At 73.6% G+C, this 26,152-nt stretch carries 27 protein-coding genes and 2 pseudogenes; 19 read left to right on the top strand and 10 right to left on the bottom strand.

Translation table 11 applies throughout. From position 1 onward, the window contains the following. Positions 1-48 precede the first annotated feature (48 nt). Both OG299_RS04360 and OG299_RS04355 read left to right on the top strand, forming a co-directional pair. On the top strand, positions 49-1,545 hold the full coding sequence (locus tag OG299_RS04360; RefSeq protein ID WP_327360538.1) for a cytochrome P450 family protein: 1,497 nt from the start codon (positions 49-51) through the stop codon (positions 1,543-1,545). A gap of 13 nt (positions 1,546-1,558) precedes the next feature. Beyond that, positions 1,559-2,626, top strand: coding sequence for a beta-ketoacyl-ACP synthase 3 (locus OG299_RS04355; protein ID WP_327360537.1), 1,068 nt, complete (start codon positions 1,559-1,561; stop codon positions 2,624-2,626). 22 nt (positions 2,627-2,648) lie between these two features. Here OG299_RS04355 and OG299_RS04350 read toward each other — a convergent pair whose 3' ends face one another. After that, on the bottom strand, positions 2,649-3,428 hold the full coding sequence (locus OG299_RS04350; protein ID WP_327360536.1) for a lysophospholipid acyltransferase family protein: 780 nt from the start codon (positions 3,426-3,428) through the stop codon (positions 2,649-2,651). A gap of 166 nt (positions 3,429-3,594) precedes the next feature. On the opposite strand from OG299_RS04350, the gene OG299_RS04345 reads away from it, so the two are divergent. The 9 genes from OG299_RS04345 to OG299_RS04305 all read left to right on the top strand — a co-directional run bounded on the left by OG299_RS04345 (position 3,595) and on the right by OG299_RS04305 (position 13,212). After that, a complete protein-coding gene (locus OG299_RS04345) occupies positions 3,595-3,846 on the top strand; it encodes an acyl carrier protein (protein ID WP_266637871.1) in 252 nt (83 codons plus the stop codon). 119 nt (positions 3,847-3,965) lie between these two features. Continuing rightward, positions 3,966-6,077: a SpoIIE family protein phosphatase gene (locus tag OG299_RS04340; RefSeq protein ID WP_266637873.1), complete on the top strand. Its 2,112-nt coding sequence runs from the start codon at positions 3,966-3,968 to the stop codon at positions 6,075-6,077. A 47-nt stretch (positions 6,078-6,124) separates the two neighbouring features. Continuing rightward, positions 6,125-6,736 (top strand): nucleoside/nucleotide kinase family protein, encoded by a 612-nt coding sequence (locus OG299_RS04335; RefSeq protein ID WP_327360535.1) that lies wholly within the window; start codon positions 6,125-6,127, stop codon positions 6,734-6,736. Positions 6,737-7,081: 345 nt separating this feature from the next. After that, a complete protein-coding gene (locus OG299_RS04330; protein ID WP_266637877.1) occupies positions 7,082-7,660 on the top strand; it encodes an RNA polymerase sigma factor in 579 nt (192 codons plus the stop codon). 962 nt (positions 7,661-8,622) lie between these two features. After that, a complete protein-coding gene (locus tag OG299_RS04325; RefSeq protein WP_266637885.1) occupies positions 8,623-9,429 on the top strand; it encodes an IclR family transcriptional regulator in 807 nt (268 codons plus the stop codon). Between the two features lie 139 nt (positions 9,430-9,568). Further along, positions 9,569-10,204, top strand: coding sequence for a hypothetical protein (locus tag OG299_RS04320; protein WP_266637879.1), 636 nt, complete (start codon positions 9,569-9,571; stop codon positions 10,202-10,204). Positions 10,205-10,311: 107 nt separating this feature from the next. Then, a complete protein-coding gene (locus OG299_RS04315) occupies positions 10,312-10,563 on the top strand; it encodes a ferredoxin (RefSeq protein ID WP_266637887.1) in 252 nt (83 codons plus the stop codon). Further along, positions 10,556-11,947: an NAD(P)/FAD-dependent oxidoreductase gene (locus tag OG299_RS04310; RefSeq protein ID WP_327360534.1), complete on the top strand. Its 1,392-nt coding sequence runs from the start codon at positions 10,556-10,558 to the stop codon at positions 11,945-11,947. The genes OG299_RS04315 and OG299_RS04310 overlap by 8 nt, the downstream gene beginning before the upstream one ends. A 26-nt stretch (positions 11,948-11,973) precedes the next feature. Beyond that, a complete protein-coding gene (locus OG299_RS04305) occupies positions 11,974-13,212 on the top strand; it encodes a cytochrome P450 (protein WP_327360533.1) in 1,239 nt (412 codons plus the stop codon). 99 nt (positions 13,213-13,311) lie between these two features. Here OG299_RS04305 and OG299_RS04300 read toward each other — a convergent pair. From OG299_RS04300 to OG299_RS04285, 6 genes and pseudogenes are all read right to left on the bottom strand, one after another. Continuing rightward, a pseudogene (locus tag OG299_RS04300) lies at positions 13,312-14,253 on the bottom strand (5-methyltetrahydropteroyltriglutamate--homocysteine S-methyltransferase); the annotation flags it as partial. A gap of 53 nt (positions 14,254-14,306) precedes the next feature. Beyond that, positions 14,307-14,354: pseudogene (locus tag OG299_RS42670) on the bottom strand (hypothetical protein); the annotation flags it as partial. 48 nt (positions 14,355-14,402) lie between these two features. Then, on the bottom strand, positions 14,403-14,525 hold the full coding sequence (locus tag OG299_RS42665) for a hypothetical protein (protein ID WP_442817613.1): 123 nt from the start codon (positions 14,523-14,525) through the stop codon (positions 14,403-14,405). 238 nt (positions 14,526-14,763) lie between these two features. After that, positions 14,764-15,438 (bottom strand): HAD family acid phosphatase, encoded by a 675-nt coding sequence (locus tag OG299_RS04295; RefSeq protein WP_327360532.1) that lies wholly within the window; start codon positions 15,436-15,438, stop codon positions 14,764-14,766. A 116-nt stretch (positions 15,439-15,554) separates the two neighbouring features. Then, positions 15,555-16,313, bottom strand: coding sequence for a 3-hydroxybutyrate dehydrogenase (locus tag OG299_RS04290; protein ID WP_327360531.1), 759 nt, complete (start codon positions 16,311-16,313; stop codon positions 15,555-15,557). A 111-nt stretch (positions 16,314-16,424) separates the two neighbouring features. After that, the gene (locus OG299_RS04285) at positions 16,425-17,456 is read right to left on the bottom strand and encodes a CE1 family esterase (RefSeq protein WP_266637809.1); all 1,032 of its coding nucleotides are present in this window, start codon (positions 17,454-17,456) and stop codon (positions 16,425-16,427) included. 85 nt (positions 17,457-17,541) lie between these two features. Here OG299_RS04285 and OG299_RS04280 point away from each other — a divergent pair, with 85 nt between their 5' ends. From OG299_RS04280 to OG299_RS04260, 5 genes are all read left to right on the top strand, one after another. Next, positions 17,542-18,510 carry a LysR family transcriptional regulator gene (locus tag OG299_RS04280; protein ID WP_266637807.1) on the top strand — a complete coding sequence of 323 codons (969 nt, stop codon included), beginning with the start codon at positions 17,542-17,544 and terminating at the stop codon, positions 18,508-18,510. Next, positions 18,507-19,379, top strand: a complete 873-nt coding sequence (locus OG299_RS04275; RefSeq protein WP_266637805.1) for a serine hydrolase — start codon at positions 18,507-18,509, stop codon at positions 19,377-19,379. The genes OG299_RS04280 and OG299_RS04275 overlap by 4 nt, the downstream gene beginning before the upstream one ends. A gap of 112 nt (positions 19,380-19,491) precedes the next feature. After that, complete coding sequence (locus OG299_RS04270; protein WP_266637803.1) at positions 19,492-20,703, top strand: sensor histidine kinase; 1,212 nt, start codon at positions 19,492-19,494, stop codon at positions 20,701-20,703. Then, entirely contained in the window at positions 20,700-21,365 is a 666-nt protein-coding gene (locus OG299_RS04265; protein WP_266637801.1) for a response regulator, read from the top strand. The genes OG299_RS04270 and OG299_RS04265 overlap by 4 nt, the downstream gene beginning before the upstream one ends. 129 nt (positions 21,366-21,494) lie before the next feature. Further along, a complete protein-coding gene (locus tag OG299_RS04260; RefSeq protein ID WP_327360530.1) occupies positions 21,495-21,794 on the top strand; it encodes an SHOCT domain-containing protein in 300 nt (99 codons plus the stop codon). A gap of 77 nt (positions 21,795-21,871) precedes the next feature. On the opposite strand, the gene OG299_RS04255 is transcribed toward OG299_RS04260, so the two are convergent. Further along, positions 21,872-22,378: a GNAT family N-acetyltransferase gene (locus tag OG299_RS04255; RefSeq protein ID WP_327360529.1), complete on the bottom strand. Its 507-nt coding sequence runs from the start codon at positions 22,376-22,378 to the stop codon at positions 21,872-21,874. Positions 22,379-22,546: 168 nt separating this feature from the next. On the opposite strand from OG299_RS04255, the gene OG299_RS04250 reads away from it, so the two are divergent. Together OG299_RS04250 and OG299_RS04245 are read left to right on the top strand one after the other, a co-directional pair. Further along, positions 22,547-23,308 carry a carbonic anhydrase gene (locus OG299_RS04250; protein WP_327360528.1) on the top strand — a complete coding sequence of 254 codons (762 nt, stop codon included), beginning with the start codon at positions 22,547-22,549 and terminating at the stop codon, positions 23,306-23,308. 110 nt (positions 23,309-23,418) lie between these two features. After that, positions 23,419-24,099, top strand: coding sequence for a hemerythrin domain-containing protein (locus OG299_RS04245; RefSeq protein WP_327360527.1), 681 nt, complete (start codon positions 23,419-23,421; stop codon positions 24,097-24,099). On the opposite strand, the gene OG299_RS04240 is transcribed toward OG299_RS04245, so the two are convergent. Then, entirely contained in the window at positions 24,096-24,815 is a 720-nt protein-coding gene (locus OG299_RS04240) for a LamG domain-containing protein (RefSeq protein WP_266637791.1), read from the bottom strand. The genes OG299_RS04245 and OG299_RS04240 overlap by 4 nt on opposite strands. A 73-nt stretch (positions 24,816-24,888) precedes the next feature. Beyond that, positions 24,889-25,293, bottom strand: a complete 405-nt coding sequence (locus tag OG299_RS04235; RefSeq protein ID WP_266637789.1) for a DUF5997 family protein — start codon at positions 25,291-25,293, stop codon at positions 24,889-24,891. 58 nt (positions 25,294-25,351) lie between these two features. On the opposite strand from OG299_RS04235, the gene OG299_RS04230 reads away from it, so the two are divergent. Continuing rightward, a complete protein-coding gene (locus OG299_RS04230) occupies positions 25,352-26,149 on the top strand; it encodes a LysR family substrate-binding domain-containing protein (protein ID WP_327360526.1) in 798 nt (265 codons plus the stop codon). Positions 26,150-26,152: the final 3 nt, after the last annotated feature.

The raw sequence follows: 26,152 nt of genomic DNA, 5'->3' as shown, positions 1-26,152 counted from the left end.
ACCTCCGTGATCACAAGTGACCCAAGGGACCACAAGGGAGACCGACCGATGACCACTGCCGACAACCCGGCCGCCAAGGAGCGACGCCCCGCGACGGCCTGGCCCCTGGAGAACGCCGTGTTCAGCGCGGCGATGGTCGCCCAGCGCCTGCCGTGGGTGGACGCCCCCGCCCGCGCCCTGGGGCTGGACGTGCTGACCCGGGAAGGGGTGACGCGCCGGCTGCTCGCGTTCCTGCGGCGCACCCGCTCCGGACGGCCGGTGCAGCTGCGCACCCCGTTCGGGCCCTTCCTGCTGCCGCTGGCCACGGCCGACGCCGCGGGCCTGCTCGCCCGGGCGGACGAGGCGGGTGCGCTCGCACCCGCGGTCGGCCTCACGGCCGGCGGGCAGCGGTACGGACTGTCGCCGCACGTGCCGCTGCCCCGGGACGCGGCGGTTCCGGCCGCCGAGCTGGGCGCCCTGCTGACCGAGGACGTGGACCGGGTGATCGCGGCCCGGCGCGGGGACGGCACGCTGGAGTGGCACGACTGGCAGCGCGGCATGCAGCGGCTGGGCCGACGCGTGGTGGCGGGCGCCGCAGCCGTCGAGGACACGCTGCTCAGCGAGGTGCTCGCGGCGGCGACGGCGGCTGCGGACAGCAGGTCGTACGAGGGCCGGGCCGAGGCGCTGCGGCGCCGGCTGGCACCGTACCTGGCCGACCCGGACCCCGCCTCGCTGGCGGGCCGGATGACGGCGCAGGGCACGGGCGGCAAGGGCACCGAGCCGGAGGCAGCCGTACCCGCCGTCGCGCACGCGCTCGCGCTGGTGTCCGAGGCAGCCGCCGGGACGGTGCTCCAGGCACTGGCCCTGATCGCCGTGGGCGCCGCGGCGACCCCGGAGGCGGCCGTGGGCGAGGCGCTGCGCCGCTGGCCGCCGGTGGCCGCGGCCGTGTACCCCGTACGGGCCGACTTCGTATGGCAGGACCTCGCGGTCGGGGCCGGGACCGAGATCCTGCGGGTGCCCGGCTGGCTGCGCGGCCTGGACGGCGAGGACCGCCCGGACCCGGGGCCGTCGGGGACTTCGGCGGCGGCGCTGGCTTCGGGGATGCCGCCGCTGTGCGGGGCACCGACCGGGTGCGCGGCGACACGGTTCGCGGCGCTCGTCGCCGAGCAGATCGTACGGGCCGTCACGGAGGCGGCCCGCCCGGTGGTGATCGCCCCGCAGTTCACCGCGGACCGGCTGCCGGACACGCTCGATCCGCGGACGCTGGTCGTGGCGCTCGAGGACCTCGCCGCCCGGCCGGGCGACGGGCGCGTGACGGTCGGCATGCCGACGGCGGTGCCGGTCTCGGCGTTCGGCTACGCCCCGGCGGCGTACGGAGCCCTGGCGCACGCCAGCGCCGACCGGCTGGAGCGGCACGCGGAGAGCCTCGCGGCCTGTGCCGGGAACAGCGGCTGGAGCACCGACGAGGAGGGGGAGCGGTTCCGCATGGCCCTGCTGGGCCACGCCGAGCGCTGTGCGACGGCGGCGGACGGCGTACGGCGGGCAGCCAAGCGGCTGACGGACTGAGGCGGACGGATTCATGGACATCTCGGCAGACATCCCCGCGGACGCGGCCGCGTCCGGGTCTGCGCGCGGCCGCGGCGCCGTCCTCGCGGGGCTCGGCGCGTACGTCCCGCCGCGCGTCCTCACCAACGCCGAGCTGTGCGGGCAGCGGCCCATCGGCGACGAGTGGATCCGCACCCGCATCGGCGTGGCGAGCCGGCGCATCGCCGACGGGGAGGCCACCGTCGACCTGGCCGTACGGGCCGGCCGGCACGCGCTGACGGCGGCCGGGGCCTGCGCGGTCGGCGCGGTCGTCCTGGTCACGGTCTCCCCGGACCGGCTCCTGCCGGCCGGAGCTCCGGAGGTCGCGGCGAGGTTGGGGCTGGGTACGGTACCCGCCTTCGACCTGACATCGGGCTGCAGCGGATTCCTGTACGGCCTGGGAGTGGCCTCCTCGCTGTTCACCGCCGGGACGTTCGACAGTGTTCTGCTGGTCGCCTCGGACGTGTTCAGCGCATTCCTCGATCCGCAGGACTGGCTGATGTCTGCCATCTTCGGCGACGGGGCGGGGGCGGTGGTGCTGCGCGCGGGCGAGGCCGGAACGCCCGGCGCGCTCGGGCCCTTCGACCTGGGCAGTGACGGCACACAGGCGGATCTCCTGGAGATTACCGGCGGCGGTGCGCGCGCGAAGAAGCGGAAACCGGCGGCTCCGGACGAGGGGTCCTCCCCGTACTTCCGGATGGACGGGCCCGCCGTACTCAAGCAGGCCGTCGTCGGCATGTGCGACTCCGTGACACGGGCCGTGGACCGGGCCGGGTGGCTGCCGGGCGATCTGGACCTGCTCATCGCCCATCAGGCCAACCAGCGGATCCTGGACGGTCTCACCGCCGAGCTGGGCCTGGCGCCCGGGCAGGTGCTCTCGCACATCGAGAGGTACGGGAACACGGCGGCCGCCTCGGTGCCCGTACTGCTGGCCCAGGCGGCCGCCGCCGGAACGCTGTCGCCGGGCCTGCGGGTGGCGCTCACCGCGTACGGCGCGGGGCTGGCCTGGGGATCGACCACCCTGGTCTGGCCCGACGTGCGGGCGGTGGCCGAGGGAGGGTGATCCGGCCTCCAGGGCGCGGCGGTTACCAGAACGGCGTGTCCCGCCTGCGCCGTTCCCGGTCCACCAGGGCCTGCACGGCAGCCTGGGCTTCGGCACACAGCAGGCGGGCCGCGGCCGAGCGGGCGGCGTAGGACTCGGGCCGCCGCGGTGCGGGGATCGGCTCGCCGATGGTGACGAGCCATTTCGAGGGCAGCGGGAAGGCCGGGGTGATCGGGAAGTAGGGGAGGCCGAAGAGGCGTGCCAGGGCCGGGATTTCCCCGATCCGGGGGCACGCTTCCTCGGCGCCGATGACGGACACGGGCACGACGGGGGCACCGGCCCGGACGGCGGATACCGCGAACCCCGGGCTGAAGGGACGGAGCTGGTAGCGCTTGCGAAAGGGCTTTTCCAGACCGGTCATTCCTTCGGGAAACACCCCGACGAGTTCCCCGGCGGTCAGATGTTCCACTCCCAGCGTCGGGTCGAGGGGAATGGCGCCTTTCTTGCGGGCGTACGAACCGATGACCGGGATCCGGAATACGAGGTGCGCCGCGGGTACGTGCAGGGGCCGGCCGAGACCGCGGGTGAGGACCTTCTGGAGAACGAAGCCGTCGAGCCCCCAGGCGCCCGAATGGTTGGCGACGACGACGGCCGGCCCTTCGGCCGGAATGTTCTCCAACCCGGTGACTTCGAGCCGGAACCAGTCGTCGACGAGCCAGTCGAGGAAGCGGTCCCAGGTGCTCTCCCCGGCCTCGCCGAGCAGCCGCTTCGCGTACCTGAGTTCGGCTCCTGCCACCTCGATCACCTCGGTCACATCGGCCATGCTTTCCGACACGAATGATCACCACTCTCACGTTTGGAATCATCAACGAGCGTGGCAGGGAAGGGTTTTGAGTAAATCCTCTGCCGTGGTACTTATTTGAGCACGAGAAGGGTCTCCCCTCGCCGCCCTGCTGCACATGGCACCGATACCGCAAATGAGAGAATCCGTGACTACTTCCGCCCCGGAATCCGTCCTCGACGTGATCAGCGAACTGCTCGTCGAGAGGCTCGAAATCCCCTCCGACGAGGTACGGGCGAACGCGCCCATGCGTGACCTGCTGACCGATTCGCTCATGATCGTCGAAATGGCCATCGCCGTTCACGACATGCTGGGCATCACGGTCGAGGAGGAGGAGCTCCGCGACGCCACGCTCGAGGAATTCGCCGCATCCGTCGAGGCACGGCGCACGGACCGCTGATCCGGCGCCGCCACCACGTCGCGGCCGCGGCCGCGTCCGCCGCACCGGAGCACGCCCCGGACCACGCCGGGAAGCGGTTCCGGGCCGCCAGAGCGACCATGGGTGGTAGTGGAGGCCGGATGAACGAGCAGACGCCGATCGAGGATCTGATCAGCGGCGCCGCCCAGGACGCCGGCGGGTGGCTCGGCCCGCTGGCCGTGGCGCAGCTCGCCACCAGCGCGGACGGCACCATCGTCCGCTGGAACCGCGCGGCGCAGGAGCTGCTCGGCTACACCCCGCCACAGATCGTCGGCCGGCACATCGCCGACCTCCTCCACCCCGGAGCCGACCGCAGCCTCGGCCGCGCGCTGTGGGAGACCGCCGTCACCGGGCGCGGGGTGATGGGCACCGTGACCGCCTGGCACCAGGACGGGCACCCGCTGGAGCTGGAGATCTGGGCCAGCCCGGTGCCCGGCCGGCGCCACGGCGCCTCCGCGGTCCTGGTCTTCGCCGCCGACGCCCACGCGGCCCGCCGGATCCGGGGATCGTCGGCGGTCTGGGACGGGCTGTTCGCCCGCTCGCCCGTCGGCATCGCGATCCTCGACACGCAGCTGCGATTCCTGCAGGTCAACCCGGCCCTCGAGGTGATGAACGGCCTCTCGGAGTCCTCGCACGTGGGACGCCGCCTCGCACAGGTCCTGCCCGAGGTGAACGCGGAGGACATGGAGGACGCGATGCGGCTGGTCCTGGCCACGGGGGAGCCGCTGCTGGACCGGCGCCGCACGGGCCGTACCCCGGCCGACCCGGTCCATGACCGGGTGTGGTCGTGCTCGTACGTCCGGGTGGAGGACCCCGGCGGCCGCCCGATCGGCGTGATCGCCTCCCTGCTCGACATCACCGAGCAGCAGCACGACCACGTCGAGGCCGAGGCAGGCCGCCGCAGGCTGGCCCTGCTCAGCGAGGCCAGCGTCCGCATCGGCGCCAGCCTCGAGCTGGAGCGCACCGCGCAGGAACTGGCGGACCTGGCCGTACCGCAGCTCGCCGACGCCGCCACCGTGGACGTACTGGACACCCTCGCCCGCGGCGACGAGCCCGGCATGGGACTGGCCGGGGGCGTGGGGCTGCGGCGCCTGGGCAAGGCCCCGCTGACCGGCTCCGCCGTGATCGGCATCCTCGCCCCCCTGGGCAGGACCCTCACCTTCCCGTCGGCGGCCCCCTACACCCAGGCCCTCGCCGCCCGCCGGCCCTTCCTGATCGCCCACCTGGACGAGCAGGTCATCGCCTCCGCCGCCCGCCACACGAACCGGCCCGCACAGCTCCTGCCCGTCGGAGTGCACTCGTTCATGATGGCGCCGCTGATCGCCCGGGACCTCGTACTCGGCGTCGCCACCTTCTACCGGACCAGCCCCGTCGGCCCCTTCGGGCCCGACGACGTCACCCTCGCCGGCGAGCTCGCCGCCCGCGCGGCCATCAGCATCGACAACGCGCGCCTCTACCACCGCGAACACGAGACCGCCGTCATCCTGCAGCGCAGCATGCTGCCGCAGCACATCACCCCGCCGCCCGGCATCGAGGTCGCCCACCGCTACCTGCCGGCCAGCGACGTCAACGAGATCGGCGGCGACTGGTACGACGTCCTGCACCTGCCCGGGGGCAAGGCCGCCCTCCTCATCGGGGACGTCATGGGCCACGGCATCGCGGCCGCGGCGGTCATGGGACGGCTCTCCGCCAGCGTGCGCGCCCTGGCCCGGCTCGACCTCGCCCCCGAGGCCCTGATGAACCAGCTGGAGGCGACCCTCGACGACCTCGCCGAGCCGATGATCGCCACCTTCCTGTACGCCGTGGTCGATCCGGAGACCGGCCGCTGCCGGATCACCCGCGCCGGGCATCCGCCGCCCGTGGCCGTGGGGCCCGACGGCACGGTCCGCCTCCTCGACCTGCCGCCCGGCATCCCGCTGGGGGTCGGCGGTACCACTTTCACCACCACCGACCTCACCCTCGCGCCGGGCAGCCTCCTCGTCCTGTACACCGACGGCCTCGTCGAAGCCCGCGGCAGCGACATCGACGAGCGACTGAACGAACTGACCCGCCTGCTCACCGAACCCCAGCGCTCGCTGGACCACCTGTGCGATTCGCTGATCACCCACCTGGTCCCGGCCTCCGCGGACGACGACATCGCCCTGCTCGTCGCCCGCGTCGGCACCGACCCCCACACGCCCCCGCACCAGCCCCCGCCCCCGGCCGGAGCCTGAGCCGCACCCGGCACCCGGCACCCGCACGGCCCGGGCAGGATGGGCGGATGGATTTCACCGAACTGGAGCGGCGCGCCCGCGCGCTCGCGGCGTCGGGCACCCGTCGGATCCTCGGCATCGCCGGGCCGCCCGGAGCCGGCAAGTCGACCCTGGCGGCCCGCCTCGCACGGGCGCTGGGCCCCGAACCGGCCGTGGTCGTACCGATGGACGGCTTCCACCTCGCCCAGGCCGAACTGGAGCGGCTGGGCCGGGCCGACCGCAAGGGGGCGCCGGACACCTTCGACGCCGCCGGGTACGCGGCGCTGCTGGGCCGGCTGCGCACACCCGCGGACACCGCCGTCTACGCTCCGGCTTTCGACCGCTCCCTCGAGGAGCCGGTCGCGGGGAGCATCCCGGTGGACCCGGCGGTGCGCCTGGTGATCACCGAGGGCAACTACCTGCTGTACGAGGCGGGGGAGTGGGCGGCGGTACGGGCGCTCCTCGACGAGGTCTGGTTCCTCGCACCCGAAGACGCCGTACGCGTCCGGCGGCTGGTCGACCGTCACGTCCGCCACGGGAAGGCACCGGCGCACGCCGAGGAGTGGGTGACGCGCTCGGACGAGGCGAACGCCCGGCTGATCGCCGCGGGCCGGACCCGGGCCGACCTGGTGGTGGAGTAGTGGGGTAGGGGCGTACACGGCGGCAAGGGGGGCGCGCAGCGGAGCAGATGCGCCATTTCCCGAAAGATTTCCGTCGACAGCCGTGCACATTCGGGCGTCTTTTCCGATGGGGTGGTGTTGGGGGAGCAGCCGGTCCGGCCGGCTGCTGGATGTGGGGGGCAGGCATGCCCGTTCCGTTCATTTCACCGGAAGGCTTCCCGCCGACGTGAATCCTGTCCAGACCGTCACTCCCGTGCTGATACTCGTCGCTTTCGATGCCGTCATGAGACACCCACGCCACACGGGTGCGAGGACCCGGGCCGCGACCGCTCGTACCGGCGACGACCGGCATCCCTGGAGGAGCGCATGAGTGAGGGCGAGTTCGACCCGTCCGGGGACCGGGCGGTCTCCAGCGAGCTGGCCGGCGTCCTGCCGGTGGAGTTCGGCGCGTTCCACTCCCAGCACCACCGCGCCTACCTGCGCTACGCACACCTGCAACTGGGCTCCCGCGAGGACGCCGAGGACGTCGTCGACGACGTGTTCACCTTCCTGCTGAAGGTGTGGCGCCAAGCGCTCAAGGAGGCGAGCCTGCACAGCTTCGCCTGGGCGGTGCTGCGGGAACACGTCGAGCGCCGGCTGGCGGTCCTGGGCCGGCCCGCCGCGATGGTGGAAACGGCCTGGTTCGCCGCCCTGCGCCGCGCCTCCCGGCAGCGCATGGAACTACTGGAGTCCAAGCTCGGCCTGTACGCGGCGATCGCGTGCCTGCCCGAACGGCACTACGACGTGGTGCTGCTGGCCTTCCTGCTCGGGTACGACAACGGAGCCGTCGGCCGGATGATGGGGATCTCCCCCGCGACGGTCCGTTCGCACATTCGAGGCGCAAGCCGAATCCTGTCCCAGAAACTCGGGGCGGACTGGGCGCCCGGACAGGAGAAGGGCCAGTGAGCGACATGACGGCCGACCGCGACGCCGTGTTGGGGGAGGAGCTGGCGGCGGCACTGGAGCAGGCGCAGGTGCTGATGGAGGAGTACGCCGGCTACGACGAGGACGCCGCCCGGCGGCGCATCGCCCGCAGGATCGCGGCGGACCGGGCCCGCTCGGCGACCGGCGCCGCCGGCCGGGGCGGCTTCCCGGCACCGGCCTCCCTCGCCGGACCCGCGCCCCTGCCCGCGCCGGTGCCCACCCCGGCGGACGACCTCGTACTGGACGCGGCCTGCCACGTACGGGCGGCGCGGCTGCTGGACGACCTGGCCTGGTCCCTCGCGGAGAGCCGGTCCTTCGCCGAACTCGCCCTGGCCGCCGGAACCTGGCCCCACGGTACGGAACCGGCGCTGCTGTTCGGCTGCCTCCTGCACCTGGCCGACCGGATGGAGGGCGCGCAGTTCTGGTTCCAGTACGCGGCAGGAGCCGGCTCGCAGACCGCGGCCCGCCTGCTCCACCTCCACCACCTCGCACGCGCCGAGGTGGCCACCGCCCGGCACTGGAAGGCGCTCGCCGGGGCGCTGCCGCCGGACGAGGGCCTGCCCCACCTGCCCGAGATCCCGGAGAACCTGGAGGAGGCCCTCGGCGCCTCGGTCATCTGGACCTCGCCGCCGATCACCACCCAGGACCTCACCACCCTCTCGGCGCTGCGCGGCCACGGCGGGCGGCCCCCCTACCGGATCCCCGCCCGGTTGCACCGGGCCGTGACCGCCCAGAGCTGGAGCGACGACCCCGATCTGGGCGAGGTGTTCCTCCTCGGCCCGCAGGTGGCGGTGGCGGTGGCCCGGCACGCACGGCTGAACCTTCTGCACCTGACGGACGAGGCGAACGCGAACGCCTGGGCACTCGAGGCCCTCAGGCAGCCGCAGCCGCAGCCGGCCCGGGCCGGCCGCAGCTGCGCCGAAGCGCGGCCGGCCCCGGTCGCGATGGAGACCGTCCACCGGGCGCTGCGCGTCCTGGAGATCGTCAACCGCTATTCGGGGGGCGTGAGCCTCGCGCAGGTCGCCCGTGAGACGGGGTTGCCGCAGCTGGCGCTGGCGCGGGTGATGGAGCAGCTGGTACGGGCGAACCTGGCGGTCCCGACCGGCCCCGGCGCGTACATCGCGGGCCGCGCGCTCTTACTGACCGAGGCGGCGTCCGGTGACGGGAGCGGACACCTGCAGGAGACCCTCGCCTGGGTGCGGGACGCGGTCGGCGCCGCCGTCTACGTGGCCCGCTACACAGACGGCGAGGTGTGCATCACCCAGTACGCCGACGGTCCGGCGACACCGCTCGTGGAGGAATGGGTCGACTTCCGGGCCGCCGCCCACGCCTCGGCCGTCGGCAAGGCCCTGCTGGCCCAGCTGGGCCCCGACGGCCGCAAGGACCACCTGTCCCGGCACCGGGCGGAGCGGTTCACCGCCCACACCCTCACCCGTCAGGAGGACCTCTTCCGGCAGCTCGACACCCGCCGGCCGGGCACCCCCCTGCTGGACCTGCAGGAGTACGCCCTGGGCACTGTCTGCGCGGCCGTTCCGATCACCTCGGGCCCCCACGCGGAATGCCTGGCCCTGTCCATTCCGGCCCCGGACCCGCACCGCCTGGTGCAGGCCGCCCGGATCCTGCAGAGCGAGGCCGCCGCCGTCCTGCTCGCGCTCATCGTGGCCGGCACCGGCCCGGGCGGACCCCGGACGGCGCCGCAGCAGGAGGAGGGAGCGGGCGAGCCGGGCAGCATCCTGATCACGGCCACGTAGCCGGCCGTCCGGGATCCGGGGCGCGGGCCGGCGCACACCCGCCCGGCCCCCGCCCCGGATCCTCGAGGCCCGTACCGCTCCGTCACCCGACCGCGCCGTCCCGCTGGCACGCGGACCCGGCGGGCGGCTTGCTGGAGCCATGACACAGGGAGCACCCGGGACGGCCCGGGACAAGAACCTGAGCACCCCCAAGGCCGCGGGCCTGGCCGGGGTCGTCTTCGCCGTCCTGCTCGCGGCGGCGATGGTGCTCGCACGGATGGCACTGCCCGAAGGCGCAGGCGGCGACCAGGTCGCGGTCTCCCCGGGCAGGGAGGGAGAGCTGCGCTGGGCGCTGGAGCTCGTCCCGTTCGCCGGCATCGCCTTCCTGTGGTTCATGGGCGCGCTGCGCGAGCACACCGGGGACGCCGAGGACCGGTTCATCGCCACCGTCTTCCTGGGCAGCGGGCTGGTTTTCGTCGCGTGCCTCTTCTGCGCCGTCGCGGCCGCCGGGACCGTGCTCGACGCCGAAGACCCCACCGGCTTCGGCCGCCATTTCGCGTACACGCTGCTCACGACGTACGGGATGCGGATGGCCGCCGTCTTCGTCCTCGCGACCTCGAGCATCGGACGCAAGCTCGGGGTCTTCCCCAGGCCGCTCGTCATGATCGGGACCCTGGTGGGGCTGCTCCTGCTGGTGGTGGGCTCCAGCCTGCCCTGGTCCGAGCTCGTCTTCCCGGCCTGGGCCCTGCTCCTGAGCCTGTACATCCTGCGCGCCGCGCGCCGCCGCACCTCGTGACACCTGTCCGGCCGTCACCCCGATGGCCCCGCCGGACGGGCCCTCCCGCTCCGCGCGCCGCACGCTGGCCGGGGAGTCGGAGGGGTCAACGAAAGGACTGGACCTTGCTGAGGCTTGTCGTCGATCTCAACCGGTGCCAGGGATACGCGCAGTGCGCCTTCCTCGCACCCGACGTCTTCGCGATGCACGGAGACGAGGGCCTGCTCTACGACCCGCAGGCCCAGGACGCCCACCGCGAGCGGGTGGCCCAGGCGGTCGCCGCCTGTCCCGTCCAGGCCATCCTCGTGGACGAACTGGACATGGCCGCGGCCGCGCCCGGCGCCCCCGGCGCCGGCAGCGGGGAGGCATCCGATGGCTGACGCAGCTCTGGACCGCCTCAAGGCGGACGGCCGGATCGTCGTCGTCGGAGCCTCGCTCGCCGGTCTGCGCGGCGCCGAGACCCTGCGCGACAAGGGCTTCAAGGGCTCCCTGACCATGATCGGCGACGAGCCGTACGAGCCCTACGACCGCCCGCCGCTGTCGAAGCAGGCCCTGCTCGGCAAGGGCGCTGCCGAGCGCACCGCGCTGCCCCGCCGCCGCGAGCTCGACGCCGAGTGGCGCCTCGGCGTACCGGCCAGTGGCCTGGACATGGCGGCCAAGCGGGTCAAGCTGGCCGACGGCGAAGAGGTGTCCTACGACCGGCTGCTGATCGCCACCGGCGTACGCGCCCGGCCCTGGCCCAACCCGGCCGAGGCGGAGCTCGACGGCGTGTTCGTCCTGCGGACCCGCGACGACGGCGCCGCCCTGGCCCGGCGGCTCGACGCCGGCCCCCGCCGGGTCCTGGTCATCGGCGCCGGGTTCACCGGCTCCGAGATCGCCTCCGCCTGCCGCGAACGCGGACTCGAGGTCACCGTCGCCGAACGCGGCGACGCGCCCCTCGTCGGCGCCCTGGGCGGGGTCATCGGCGCGGTCGCCGCCGAAATGCAGCGGGAGAACGGCGTCGACCTGCGCACCGGCGTCATGGTCACCGGCCTCGAAGGCGACACCACCGGACGGGTCCGCGCCGCGCACTTCTCCGACGGCACCTCCCTGGAGTGCGACGTCGTGGTCGTCTCGCTCGGCGCCCAGCGCAACACCGAGTGGCTGATCGGCTCCGGGCTCGGCGCCGGCCCGCGCGGCATCGCCTGCGACGCGGGCTGCCGGGCCTTCGACATCCGCGGCATCGTCACCGACGACATCTTCGTGGCGGGCGACGTCGCCCGCTCCCCGCACCCGCTGTTCGGCTACCAGTTCCTGTCGCTGGAGCACTGGGGCAACGCCGTCTCCCAGGCCGAGACCGCGGCCCACAACATGCTCAGCGAGAGCACCGAGCGCCGCCCCCACATCTGGGTGCCGGCCTTCTGGTCCACCCAGTTCGGGGTGAACATCAAGTCGGTCGGCGTGCCCTCGATGGGGACCGAGATCCTGATCGCCCAGGGCTCGCGCGCCGAGCGCCGCTTCACCGGCGTCTACGGCTACCAGGGCCGCGTCATCGGGGCGGTCACCTTCGACAACTCGCGCTGGCTGCAGTTCTACGAGCAGCAGATCGAGGCCACGGCCCCGTTCCCGCCGCCGTTCCCCACGGTCGACCGGCGCCCCGAAGGACAAAAGCCCCTCCCCGCGGACTTCCCCGACCCCTCCGTGCCCACGCACGGACCGACCATCACCCTCAGCGGATATTCGCCGGCCGACCGGCGGATGACGTTCACCCCCGCCGGGCACTGACCCGCCCGCCCTCCGGAGGACCCGGCATGAAGCAAGGCATCCTGAGCGACATCCTCGACTACTCCAACCGCGCGAACCCGTACCCGCTGTACGCGGAACTGCGCAAGACCCCGGTGTTCCACGACGGGGACGGCCCGTACGTCATCAGCACCTACCACGACATCCAGAGCCTGCTGCACGACCCGCGGCTCAGCTCGGAGGCCCGCAACCTGGCCGCGACGGCGGGGGATCCGCTGGCCGAGGGCGAGGAGGAGGGGGCCGCTGCCCTGCCGCCGAGCTTCCTGAAGCTGGACCCCCCGGAGCACGACCGGCTGCGCCGGATGACCAACCGGCCCTTCGGGCCTCCGCACTCCCCCCGCCGCATCGACGGGATGCGCGACGACCTCAAGGGCATCGTCACCGGTCTCATCGACAACCTCGGCGACCCCGCCAGGATCGACCTGGTCGACCAGTTCGCCTACCCGTTCCCCGTCACGATGATCTGCCGGTTGCTCGGTGTGCCGCGCGAGGACGAGCCGCGGTTCCACGTCTGGGCCGACACCCTGGCCGCGAGCCTGGACCCCGACCCGGGCGCCGACCCGACGGAGCGCGACAAGACCACCCACGACGCCCGGATGGAACTGGGCATGTACCTGGCCGGGCTGATCGAGGAGCGCCGCAAGAACCCCGGCGACGACATGCTCTCGCAACTGGCCGTCGGGCACGGCCAGGACGAGTCGATGAGCACGATGGAGCTGCTCAGTACCGCCGCCCTGCTGCTGATCGCGGGCCACGAGACCACCGTCAACCTGATCACCAACGGGATGCTCACTCTGCTGCGCAACCCGGACGTCCTGCAGCAGCTGCGCGAGACGCCCGGACTCGCGGTGCCGATGGTGGAGGAGCTGCTGCGGTTCGAGCCGCCGGTGCAACTGCTGCCGCAGCGCACCCCGCTCGTCGACATCGAGGTCCGCGGGGTCACCATCCCCAAGGGCTCCTCGATGTGGTTGATCCTCGCTTCCGGCAACCGGGATCCGGGCCGCTTCGAGAACCCGGACCGCTTCGACCCGTACCGCAAGGACATCCAGCACCTGGGCCTCGGCAGCGGCATCCACAGCTGTTTCGGCGCCCCGCTGGCCCGCCTCGAGGCGCAACTCGCGCTGACCGAGCTGGCCCGCCGCCTGGAGAACCCGCGCCTGCTCGAGGACCCGCCGCCCTACCGGCAGAACGCGGTCCTGCGCGGCCCGCGCCACCTCCAGGTCACCTGCGACGGGATCCGCCCCTGAAGCGGTGGACCTGAGCCCCGCAGCGGGCACGGCGGAACGTATGGCTCCGGCCCGCGGGACGGGCCGGAGCAGACGCATCGTACGGGCAGTCAGGACCGCTCAGGAGGCGGGGAGTTCACCTCGGACTTCGCGGGCCGCCGCCACCAGGTTCGCCAGGGAGGCACGGGTCTCGGGCCAGCCGCGGGTCTTCAGACCGCAGTCGGGGTTGACCCACAGCCGCTCGGCCGCAATGGCCTCGAGCCCCCTGCGCAGCAGCGCGGCCGCCTCCTCGGCGGACGGGATGCGCGGCGCGTGGATCTGCGTGTCCGGCCGCACCCCGGAGACGGTGAGCCGGAAGGCCTCGGTGGCCCACGCCAGGTACTCGGCACGGTCGGCGGCGCGCAGCGGCAGCGTCTCCCGCAGTGCGGGCTCGTCCACCTGGATCACCGAAGTGCCCGCGGCCTCCAGGTCCTCGACCTCGTCGCGCAGGGCGAGCGCCACCTGCCGTGCCGTGTCCCCGAGCGGTTGGTCGTCCCGTACGAAGGACCACGCGAGCATGGTGACCGGGCCGGTCAGTATGCCCCTGACCGGCCGGGCCGTCTGCGCCGGGGCGTACGTCGTCCAGCGCACGGTCATCGGATCGGGACGGGAGATGTCCCCGGCCAGGAGGGGCGGGCGGACGTAGCGGGTGCCGTACGACTGGACCCAGCCGTGCCGGGTGGCCAGGTACCCGGTGAGCTGCTCGGCGAAGTACTGGACCATGTCGTTTCGTTCGGGCTCGCCGTGCACGAGGACGTCCAGGCCGGCCTTCTCCTGGAAGGCGATGACCTCGCGGATCTCGTCCTCGATGCGCTCCTCGTAACCGGCCGTGCCGATCCGGCCCGGGCGCAGGTCGGCGCGGGCGGTGCGCAGTTCGGCGGTCTGCGGGAAGGAGCCGATGGTCGTGGTCGGCAGCAGCGGCAGGCCCAGGAGGGCGCGCTGGGCGGCGGCACGTTCGGCGTACGGCTGGGGACGGCGGGCATCGGCTTCGCCGATCGCCGCGGTACGGGCGCGGCGGCGCGGTGGCGGGCGGGGACGGCGCCGACCATGAGACTGGTGTCCAGTACGTGCTCGTAGTACGAGAAGTCGCCGGTCGGGACCTCGTGGATACCGGCATCGGCCAACTGCTGCCAGGCGCTCCGGCGCAGTGCGCGGGCGGTCTCCCGGAGCGCTTAGGCGCCGACGCGGCCGTTCCAGCAGCCCTCGACGGCCTTCTTCAGTTCCAGGTTCGGCCCCTGGCGGGGGTATCCGTACACGGTGGCGCGTACGGCCGTGGCAGCGGAATCGGTTGTCACGTGACTCTCCTTCGCGAGCATGCGTGTGCGTGTCTTGCGGCGGATCCCGGGGACGGAGCCGGGGCGAAGGGGTGACGAACCGGACGGACCGACAAGTGGCCGCCTGAAGGTGCACGCCGACCCGCCCACGAGGTCACCGGAATCAGGAGAGGTCCCGCTTCTTCGGCGCGCCGCCGCCGGCCGCCTCGGCATGCGGGCGGCTGGCGGCGGGGACCCCGGGCGGCGGGGCCGAAAACGGCTAGGAGAGCTTGCCGTCGTAGTCCGGCAGCTTGAAGGTGCGCTCCGCGTGGCCGCCGACCAGATCGCTGTTGTTGTTGCCGATGTTGGCGATGATCGTGTAGCCGCGGGCCTCGATCTCGGCGCGCTTGGCCGTCTTGTAGGCGCTGACCTCGCTGAAGAGGTCCGGCAGGTCCCGGACGTACAGGTCCGAGACGGGGTAGCCGACCGCCTTGAGGTTGTGCTCGGTGAGGGACTGGATGATCCCCGGTCGGGCGGTGACGAAGATGATGGCGACACCGCGCTCGTTCGCGTACCGGGTCAGGTCGCGGACCTCGGAGATCGCCGGGGTCGGGAACGTCCAGAACCAGTGGAAGTCCGTCTCCAGCGAAGAGTTGTCGATGTCGAGGACGATCGCGGGCTTCTCGCCGGCGGGCGACTGGGCGATGCGCTGCTCGACGTACGGGCGGGCCGTGGCCATGACGGCGGCGACATCGCGCTTCCACGTGCCGTAGTCGATACCGCGGATGAGCGCGTTGCCGCCGGGCGCGGAGGCGGTCGGGGCGGCGGCCGGAGCCGGGGTGGGAACCGGGGCGGCCTGGGCGGAGGCGACAGGGGCCAGCATCAGGACGGCGGTGGCCGCGGCCGTGCCGGTGGCGGTTCCGAGCGTGCGGATGCGGGCGCGGGTGCTGCGCATGTGGGGGCGCTCCTCATTGGCTTCATTGGCTGAAATGACATGTACGGGGCCAGAATCCGCATGCTCGCCCTCCCGTGTCTACTGATCGGTAGTTAATTTTTGGTGGCCGTCCCGCTTCAGGTGGCGGTCCACCCCCCGTCGAGGGGGATGGAGGATCCGGTGAGGTACCCGGCATGGGGCCCGCACAGCCACACCGCGGCCGCCGCGACCTCCTCGGGCTCGATCAGGCGCTTGATCGAGGACCGGGTGAGCAGCACCTCGGACAGCACGTCGCCGGGGCCGATGCCGTGCGCGGCGGCCTGCTGCTCGATCTGGGCCTCGACCAGGGGCGTGCGTACGTACCCGGGGCTGATGCAGTTGCTGGTCACGCCGTACGGGGCGCTCTCGAGCGCGGTGACCTTGCTGAGCCCCTCCAGGCCGTGCTTGGCGGCCACATAGGCGGACTTGTAGGCGCTGGCGCGCAGCCCGTGGACGCTGGAGATGTTGACCACCCGGCCCCAGCCGGCCGCGTACATGTGCGGCAGCACGTGGCGCAGCAGCAGGAACGGCGCGGTGACCATCACCTGCTGGATCCGGGCGAACCGCTCGGCCGGGAAGTCCGTGATGGGGGCGACGTGTTGCAGGCCGGCGCTGTTGACCAGGACGTCCACCGCAGCGGGCAGCCCCTCGATCGCGGCGGGGTCGGCGAGGTCGACCGCGTGCGCCTGCCCGCCGACGAGCGCGGCGACGCTCCGGGCCGACTCCTCGCCGATGTCGACCACGTGCACGGTGGCGCCCGCCTCGGCCAGGGCGATCGCACAGGCCCGGCCGATTCCGCTGCCGCCGCCGGTCACCAGCGCGACGCGCTCCCGCAGGAAGGGAAGTTGGCTCGTCATGGCTGAACAGTAGGGAGGGCGGGCAGCCGCGCCCATGGCGGCGTACACCACACTCGTGTTTCGGAGTGTGGTGTACGCCGCCATGGGCGTGCTCTCAGGCGAAGCCTGCCGTCAACGCTTCTGCGCGGAAAGGAAGTCGAGCAGGGTGCCGGTCGCATCCAGTGCGGTGCTGACGGAGCCGAAGCCCGCGGGCGGCGGGGTGGCCGAGCCGGGCCAGGTGTGGCCCGCGCCGTGCATGACGAGCAGCCGTACGGCTGCCCCCGCGGGGCCGGGCTGCCAGGTGACGGAGTCGTAGCCGGGCTTGCCCTCCTCGGCCGGACCGCCCGCCCCGGCTGCGGTGGCGAATGCCTCGGCGCTCTCCCGGGCGGACATGGTCGCAGTGATGGGTTCCTCCCCGGGAGCGGCCGGCCCGGGATCGGGCAGGCCGGCCAAGGGCCGTACGGGGTCCTCGGCCCCGTAGACGATCAGCACGGGGACCGGCCCGGTGGGCTTCACGGCGGCGGCTCCGGTGGGCAGTTCACCGGACACCGAGGCCGCGCCCGCGACCAGGTCCGGACGCTGCGCGGCCATCCGCAGGGCCATGGAGCCGCCGTTGGAGAACCCGGCGACGTAGACCCGGTGCGGGTCGGCCCGGCCGGTGCGCACCATCTCGGCGATCAGGGCCTCGGTGAACCGGACATCGGCGTCCGGATCCGGCCGCCGGCTGTTGGGTGCGGCGCCGGCGCCCCAGGCCTTGCCCAGGGCCTCGGGGTAGACGAGGAGCATGCCGCGGGCCTCGGCGGCCCGGTCCAGGCCGCTCTGTTTCCGCAGGTGCTCGGCGTCGGCGCCGCGCCCGTGGAAGGCGATGAGGAGCGGCCGGGGTCCGCTGCCGCCCGCGGCGGGGCGGTGCAGCAGGTACTCACGGGTGCCGCCGTCGACGGTCAGCCGCTCCCGGCTGTCGACGGCGGAGGCGGAGGCGGACACGTTCATGCTCACGGTCGGCCCGGCCGCGGCGGGCGGCCGCGAGTCCGCCGCGCAGCCGGTGAGCGCGGCGGCCAGCGCGAGGCCGAGGGCCAGGGCGGCGGCGCGCGCGGCGCGCCGCGGGCGATGGGGGCGATGGGGGGCGGGCAATGAGGTGGAGAAGTGCGAGGAGTTCGAGGGCATGCCGTGAGCAGAGCACCGCCGCCCGGTCTCCGTCCAAGATCCATATTGATCTCGGATCGATCAATCTCCGATATCGTTGCCGGTCGTGGATCTGATCCGGCATCTGCAGTGCTTCGTGGCTGTTGCAGAAGAAAGACATTTCGGCCGTGCCGCCGAGCTGCTCGGCATGGCCCAACCACCCCTGTCCCAACGCATCCAGCGCCTGGAGCGCGAGCTCGGCGTACGGCTCTTCGAACGCACCAGCCGCCAGGTGACGATCACCGCGGCCGGCACGGTGCTGCTGGAGGAGGCCCGCTTGCTGCTCGCCCGTGCCGACGCCCTCGCCGCCACCGCCCGCCGCATCCGCGACGGCGAGAGCGGACTCCTGCGCGCCGCGCTGCCGCCCGACCTCGCCGGCGAGGCCATCGCCGCGATCCTGGCCGCCTTCCGGCAGCACCACCCCGGCGTGGAGCTGGAGCTGCACGAGCTGTCCACCGCCGAGCAGCTGGCCCGCTTCGCCTCCCGCGAACTGGACGTCGGGCTCGTCCGGCACCCCTGCGACCTCGCCGGGCTGGAGCTCGGACCGGTCCTGCGCCGCGAACTCGGCGTGCTGCTGCCCCGCGAGGCCCCGGCCGCCGGGCTGGACGAGGTACCCCTCGCCGCCCTCACCGGATACGGCCTGGTCCTCTTCCCGCGCGCCGAGGCCCCCGCCCTGCACGACGACGTACTCAACACCTGCGCCCGGGGCGGCTACACCCCCGCCGCCGTCCGGCAGGGCCGCGGCCCCAGCTTCGTCCGCGGTCTCGTCCTCTCCGCGAACGCCGTGGCCTTCGCCCCGCGCGACACCGGGTCGGCCGACGCCGAAGGCCCGCACGACGACATCGTCTGGCGGCCCCTCGCCGGCTCCCCGCTGGCCTGGCGCCACAGCGTCGCCTGGCCGCAGGGCCGCGGCGACGCCGCCGTCGGCGCCTTCACCGAAGCGACCACGCGCGCCCTGTGGAACACTGCGGCGGTGACCGCCGACGTACCCGCACGGCCGCTCCACCTGCGCCCGGCAGCGGAGTACTGGCTGTGAACCACACCCTCCACCGTATTCGCGCAGCCTTCGCCGAAGCCGGCGTCACCGGCCGGCTGCACGCCGTCGACATCGATTCCGGTACGGAGATCGACGCCGGCGCGGACCAGCAGGTCGTCACCGCCAGCGTGCACAAGCTCTGCCTGCTCGTCGCCCTCCACCAGCACGCCGCGGCCGGCCGGGTGGACCTCGGCGAACAGGTCGAGTGCCCGCCGGGCGACCGCACCGCCGGCCCCACCGGGCTGGCCGCGATGCTGGATCCCGTGCGCATGTCCCTGCGCGACGCCGCGTACCTGATGACGGCCGTCAGCGACAACGCCGCCGCGGACCTGCTCCTCGCGCGCATAGGCATCGACGGCGTCAACGAGGCCACCGCCCGGCTCGGCCTCACCCGTACCCTCGCCGTCCACACCTTCCGCTCGCTCTTCGCCACGGTCCGGGAGGACGCGGGGCCCGCAGGCGCCCGGGCCCTCGCCGATCCGCACGTCCTCGCCCGGCTCCGCGCCCTCGACCCGGCCCGCAGCAACCGCAGCACGCCCCGCGACATGACCCGGCTGCTCGGCGCCGTCTGGCGCGACGAGGCCTGCATCCCCGAACACGGCGCCGCGATCCGACGGCTGCTCGGACTCCAGGTGTGGCCGCACCGGATGGCCGCCGGATTCCCCTTCGACGACGTCCACGTGGCCGGGAAGACCGGCAGCCTGCCGACCGTACGCAACGAGGTCGGCGTCATCGAGTACCCCGACGGCGGCCGCTACGCCGTCGCCGTCTTCACCCGGGCCGCCAACCCCGCGGCCACCCTCCCCGCGGCCGACGCGGTGATCGGCACCACCGCCCGCATCGCCGTGGACGCCCTGCGCGCGAGGTAGCGGGATCGGCGCCGGGCCCGGCCGCACGAGGCGCACGTACTCCCGCGGGAGTACGCCCGATCGGCCCGCCCGGCGGACGACGACGGCGGTCGCGGCGGTCTAGCGTGGCCGCATGGCGGAGCGGCGGCGGGTGTACTGGGCGGAGCGCGCGGGCGCCGGGCGGCTGCCCTGGCGGTCCTCGCTCCTCGTGGCCGTGTTCGCGCAGGCGGCCACCGGATGGGTCCACCACCTCCAGCCCGACCGGGAGCCGGTCGGCGCGCTCGGACGGCTCCTGCTGCTCCTCGGGCCGGCCCTGCTGGTCCTGCGGCACCGGTATCCGGTGCCCGTCCTCTACGGCGTCTGCGCGGTCACGCTGGCCTACCTCGCCGGCGGATACCCGTACGGCCCCGTCTTCATCAGCGTCGCCCTGGCCTGCTTCGCCGCCGTCGTCGCCGGACACCGCTACGCCGCCTGGGGCGCGGTGGGAGCCCTGTGGGCCGGCCATCTGCTCATCGGGCACTGGCTGTACCGCTGGCTGCCCCCGCCCGGCGACGGCCCGGCGCCGTGGGGGACCGAGGGCGGTGTCACCGCCTGGGCGATCGCCGTACTCGCCGCCTCCGAGGTGGTCCGCGTACGACGGGAGCAGTGGGCCCGGGACCGGGCCGAGCGGAAGGCCGCCGAACGGCGCCGGGTGGACGAGGAGCGGCTGCGGATCGCCCGCGAGCTGCACGACGTACTGGCCCACAGCATCTCCGTGATCAACGTGCAGGCCGGCGTGGGCCTGGCGCTGCTCGACACGGACCCCGAGCAGGCCCGTACGGCGCTCACCACCATCAAGGCGGCCAGCAAGGAGGCCCTCGGCGAGGTCCGGCAGGTCCTGAACACCCTGCGCGCCCCCGGCGAGGCCCCCCGCACGCCCGCCCCCGGACTCGACCGGCTCTCCGAACTGGTCGACCAGGCGGCCGCGGCCGGGCTCACCGTCTCCGTGGAGGGGGAGGCCGCGGGGCGGGGGCTGTCGCCGGGCACGGATCTCGCCGCGTTCCGGATCCTGCAGGAGGCGCTCACCAACGTGGTGCGCCACTCGGGCTCCCGGAGCGCCAGGATCCGCATCACCCGGCCGCCCGGCGCGCTGGAACTGCGGGTGGACGACGACGGGCCCGCCACCGGCGGCGACGCCGGCGGCAGCGGCACCGGCCTGATCGGGATGCGCGAGCGGGCCGCCGCGCAGGGCGGCAGCATCGAGGCCGGACCCCGGGCGGACGGCGGCTTCCGGGTGCTGGCCCGGCTCTCGCTGGAGGACACGGGATCGCCGGGGAACCCGGCATCGAGGGAGGACCAGGAGTGATCCGCGTACTGCTCGCCGACGACCAGGCACTGGTACGGGCCGGCTTCCGCGCGCTGCTCGACGCGCAGCCGGACATCGAGGTGGCGGGCGAGGCCGCCGACGGGGCCGAGGCCGTGCGGCTGGCACGCGAACTGCGCCCGGACGTGGCCCTGATGGACATCCGGATGCCGGTGCTCGACGGGCTGGCGGCCACCCGAACGATCACGGGGGACCCGGGGCTTTCCGCGGTGAGGGTGGTCATGCTGACCACCTTCGAGCTCGACGAGTACGTCTTCGAGGCGATCCGCTCCGGTGCGTCCGGCTTCCTGGTCAAGGACACGGAACCGGAGGAACTCCTGCGTGCCGTACGGGCCGTGGTGGCGGGCGACGCGCTGCTCTCACCCGGGGTGACGCGCCGGCTGATCGCGGAGTTCGCGGCCCGGTCGAAGGCTCCCGAGGCGGCGGGGGAGCTGGACCGGCTGACCGAGCGGGAGCGCGAGGTGATGGCCCTGGTGGGGCTGGGCCTGTCCAACGAGGAGATCGCCCGCCGACTGGTGGTGAGCCCGCTGACCGCGAAGACGCACGTCAGCCGGACCATGATCAAGCTCGGCGCCCGGGACCGCGCCCAGCTGGTGGTGCTGGCGTACGAGTCGGGGCTGGTCCGGCCCGGCTGGCTGGGCTGAAGCCACTCCCGCGGTGGGCTACTCCCGCGGTCGTATGCGCACTGCCGCCGGCCGTACGACGACCGGGGCCCCCTCCCGGAGCGAGTCTCGGAAGTGACACGACAACCCCTTCCGAGGAGCTGAACCGAGATGAACACCCTGGCGTACGACGGGCCCGGCCCGTGGATCCTGTTCGTCCCGCTGATCTGGGCGGCCGTCGTCTTCGGCGTCGTCACGGTCCTGCGCCGTACGGTGTGGCGCGGTGGCCGCGGCCCGCGCGGACCGTGGGCCGCGACCCGGGGCTCGTACGGCGAGAACTCGCCGATCGCGATCCTGGGCCGCCGGTTCGCCACCGGCGAGATCGACGAGGACGAGTACTGGCGCCGGCTGTCGGTCCTGGACGAACAGTTCGGCCGCACCCGCCTCGACGGCAAGGACGGCCGCGTCTGACCGCGCCGTCCGGGACGCAAGGGGCGACGGGGTGAGGAGGTCCGCGCACCCGCGGACCTCCACCCCCGTCCCGCGCGTCACAGGACCCGGCGCATGCAGATCCGCGGCCAGCGGTCCAGGCCGTGTTCCGCTTCGCGGTCGCGGATGTCCTTCAGGCCGGGGCTGAGCTCGCCCTCGGCGACGCGTTCGAAGCCGCAGCGGGCGTAGTACGGGGCGTTCCACGGAACGTCCTCGAACGTGGTGAGGGTCAGTGCCGGTATGGAGTCGGCTGCCGCCCGGGCCGCCAGATGTTCCAGCAGCGACCGGCCGATACGGCGGCGCGCCCCGTCCGGATGCACGGAGACCTGCTCGATGTGGAGGTTCCCGTCGATGCGGTCGGCGATGAGGTAGGCCAGCGGAGCATCGGCCTCCGTGACCGCGACCCAGGCCAGTCCGGCCCGCTGGTAGCGGGCGAGTTCGTCGAGCGGCAGCGGTTCGTCGTCGGCGATCTCCGGCATGCCGATGCCGCGGAAGCACTCCCCGGCCGCCCTCTCGATGGCCTGGAGGAGGGGCAGTTCATCGATGTGCACTGCTCGAATACGCATGGCGCCCATTGTCGCCGCCGGGCGGGCGGTGCCCCCGTCGGGGCCCGTTCGTCCACAGGATGAGACGTGCATCTCGGCGCGGTTCGTTTCGGCCGGATCCGGGCGGGCATCCCGCCATTCCTTCCCCCGTCCGGCCGGGCGGCCCGGACCCCGGGTTACGGTCCCGCGATGTATTCGAACACGCAGACAGCCGACGTCCCTTCGCCCAGCCGTCGCGGCCTGCTCCGCGCCGCGGTGGCGGGCTCGGCGGCCGTGGGGTCCGTCCTCACCCTCGGTTCCGCCTTCCCCGCCTCCGCCGCTCCGGCTCCCGGTCCTGCATCCGCCGCGCCGGAGGCCGCCGGGCGGCCCGTCTCCCCGGAGGAGGCCCTGCGCCGGCTGGCCGCCGGGAACCGGCGCTGGCGCACGTACCGCCAGGAGCACCCGCACGAGTCGCCGTCCGTACGGGTCCAACTCACCCGGGCCCAGCACCCCTTCGCGATCGTCCTCGGCTGCGTCGACTCCCGCGTCCCGCCGGAGCTCGTCTTCGACCAGGGGCTCGGTGACCTCCTGACGGTGCGCTCCGCGGGCGAGGTGCTCGACGAAGCCGTGCTCGGCAGCATCGCGTACGGGGTCCTGGAACTGGAGATCCCGCTGGTGCTCGTCCTCGGCCACCAGTCCTGCGGGGCGGTCGGCGCCGCCGTCCACGCCGACGAGACCGGCGAGAGGCTGCCCGCGCACATCCAGTACCTCGCCGACCAGATCCGGCCGTCCATCGACCACGGCCAGCACGGCGACGCCCGTATCGACGCCACCATCGACGCGCACGCCCGGCGCACCCGCGGCCGGCTCGCCGCCGAACCCGACGTCGCCCGCCGCATAGCCACCGGCAAGCTGGCCGTCGTCGCCGCCCGCTACGACCTCCGCGACCAGAGGGTCCGCACCCTGGCGTAGACCAGGCTCCCCCGGGGGCGCTGGAGCGCCGCCGTGCGCCCCTGGTGGAGACGGCAGGCCGCCCCGCACGCTGGGACCCGGTACACCCACCAGGACGGGGGGCACGGGCGATGTCGACGTCGAGGGAGAACCAGGGAAAGCCGATCACCACGCACGACATGGTGGTGGTCCACCGGATGTTCCGGCGCGAGTTCCGGGAGGCGGCGGGCCGGGTGCGCGGGGTGCGCCACGGGAGCCGCGCGCAGGTCAGGCTGGTCGCCGACCGGCTGGCGCTGCTGCTGGACACCCTGCGCCGCCACCACGAGGGCGAGGACCGGCTGCTGTGGCCCAAGCTCGCCGAACGCGCGCCCGGGCACGACGAGTTGTGGAAGCGGATGCGGGGCCAGCACGCCGACCTGGCGGCCCACCTCGGACGGGCGGACGCCCTGCTCGGGCCGTGGACGGCCGGCGGGGCGAGCGCCCGGGGAGAGGAGCTGGCCACCCTGTTCGAGCGGGTGTCGCAGGCCGTCGAGGAACACTTCGACCAGGAGGAGGGCGAGGCGCTGCCGTTCGTCCCGGGCGTGGTGTCGCAGGCGGAGTGGGACGAGATCGGCGACGCGGCCAGCGCCGCCGTGCCCAAGAGAAAACTACTCACCGTCCTCGGGATGATCCTCAAGGACACGGACCCGGGGGAGCAGATCCTGATCATGGCGCATCTGCCGCTGCCGCCCCGGGTGATCTGGCGCGCCGTCGGCGAGCGCAACTTCCGACGGCTGGAAGAGCGCCTGGCGGCGGCGGTGGGGCACGGTTAGGAGCGGTACACGCGGAGCTCCGAGACCTCGTAGGACATCTCGGAGACGTCCGGGTCGGGGGCCGGGTGGTAGCGGCCCGCGCTCACCGACAGGTTCACGATGACGTACGCCCGCCAGCGCCGGCCCACCCCGCTGCGGTCGGCGAACGCGCGCGTGCCGTTGACCCACCAGACGACCGAGTTCGCACCGAACTTGACCTTGAGGTCGACCCAGGCGCCGGGCCGTACGGCGGCGTCGCGGAAGTAGAACGATCCGCCGCCCCGCACATGGTTGGAGAGTTCCAGCAGGTCCGGGTTGTCGGGGTGGTACTCGAAGACGTCGACCTCCTGGCCGCCGTCCCGCCAGGTCCAGATCGCGGGCCAGGCGCCGACCGCCTCCGGCAGTCTGACCCGGGCTTCCAGCACGTCCTCCGCGCGCAGCAGGAACCCCTCGTCGCTGCCCTCGGTGGTCAGTAGACCGGTGTCCCAGTTGCCGTCCGGCCGCCGGGTGGCGCGGAAGGTCCCGGTGCGGCTGTAGGCGGGATCGTCGGTCAGATGATCGAGTTTGCTGTCGCCCGGATTGACCGGGCCGCCGTCGGGATAGGCCCAGGACCGCCCGGCGACCCACCGGGACGTCGAGTCGAAGTCGGCCGAGAAGACGAGTGCGCCGGGGCGCCGGAACTTGGACAGGAGTTGCGAGATCACCCCGCAGCTCTGCCCGCGACGCGCCGTCCGCATTCCGGTGATCTTTACCTGATCGGCCCGGGTTGGGGTGTTTCGGGGCGTCGGGGGCGCCCGCGGCGCACGCCGGTCAGGAGCCGGACTGCTGGATCCGCTCGGCGCGCTCCGCGTGCTTCTCCTTGATGCGGACCGCTTCCTTGCGGACCTCGGCCTGGGTGGCGCGCTCCTTCTGGAGCCACTCCGGGTTCTCCTGCTTCAGCGCGTCGATCTGCTCCGTGGTGAGGGCCTCGGTGACCCCGCCGCGCGCGAGACCGGCGATCGAGACGCCGAGCTTGGCCGCGACCACGGGCCGGGGGTGCGGGCCGCCCAGTCGCAGATCCTGCAGCCACTGGGGCGGCTCGGCCTGCAGCGCGTTCAGCTCGCTGCGGGTCACGACACCTTCCTGGAACTCAGCGGGGGTGGCTTCGAGGTACACACCCAGCTTCTTCGCCGCGGTGGCGGGCTTCATGGTCTGGGTGGTCTTGTGCGACGTCATGGGGTCAAGAGTATCGAGCGTGTGCGCTACTTCTGACCACGGCCGGTAACCTGGCCGGGTGACAGGCTCGGAATCATCTCCTTCAGCATCTCCTTCGTTCCGGCTCGCGTACGTCCCGGGAGTGACGCCCAGCAAGTGGGTGCGGATCTGGAACGAGCGCCTGCCCGACACCCCGCTGACCCTCCTCCAGGTGTCCGCCGCCGAAGCCCCCGACGTGCTGCGGGGCAGCGGCGCCGACGCCGGGTTCGTGCGGCTGCCGATCGACCGGACGGGCCTGGCCGCGATCCCCCTCTACACCGAGACCACGGTCGTCGTGGTCCCGAAGGACCACATCGTGGCCGCCGTGGAGGAGGTGTCCACCGGGGACCTCGCCGACGAGATCGTCCTGCACCCCCTCGACGACACCCTGGACTGGGAGGGCCTGCCCGGGCGGCCCGCGCTCGAACGCCCCGCCACCACGGCCGACGCGATCGAGCTGGTGGCGGCCGGGATCGGCGTCCTGATCGTCCCGCAGTCCCTCGCGCGGCTGCACCACCGCAAGGACCTCACGTACCGGACGGTCACGGACGCCCCCGAGTCCCGGGTCGCGCTGTCGTTCCCGGACGGCGACCCCACCGAGTTGGTCGAGGAGTTCATCGGGATCGTGCGCGGCCGGACCGTCAACAGCACCCGCGGACGTGCCCCGACCCCGCCGCAGCCGAAGCAGCGCAAGCGCCCCGAAGCGGCCGGCGCGGGGCGCAAGCCCACGGCCGGGAAGTCGGGCGGCAAGAACCCGCGCGGCGCTTCCGGCGGCTCCGGCGGTGCGAAGGGCGGAGCCAAGGGCGGCAAGGGCGGCAAGCCCCGCCGCCCGCGGTAGGCG

Origin of the sequence: Streptomyces sp. NBC_01296 (assembly GCF_035984415.1) — a bacterium.
GTDB lineage: Bacteria > Actinomycetota > Actinomycetes > Streptomycetales > Streptomycetaceae > Streptomyces.
Note: the sequence above shows the minus strand (reverse complement) of the source record. Positions and strands in the feature narration are given on the sequence as shown.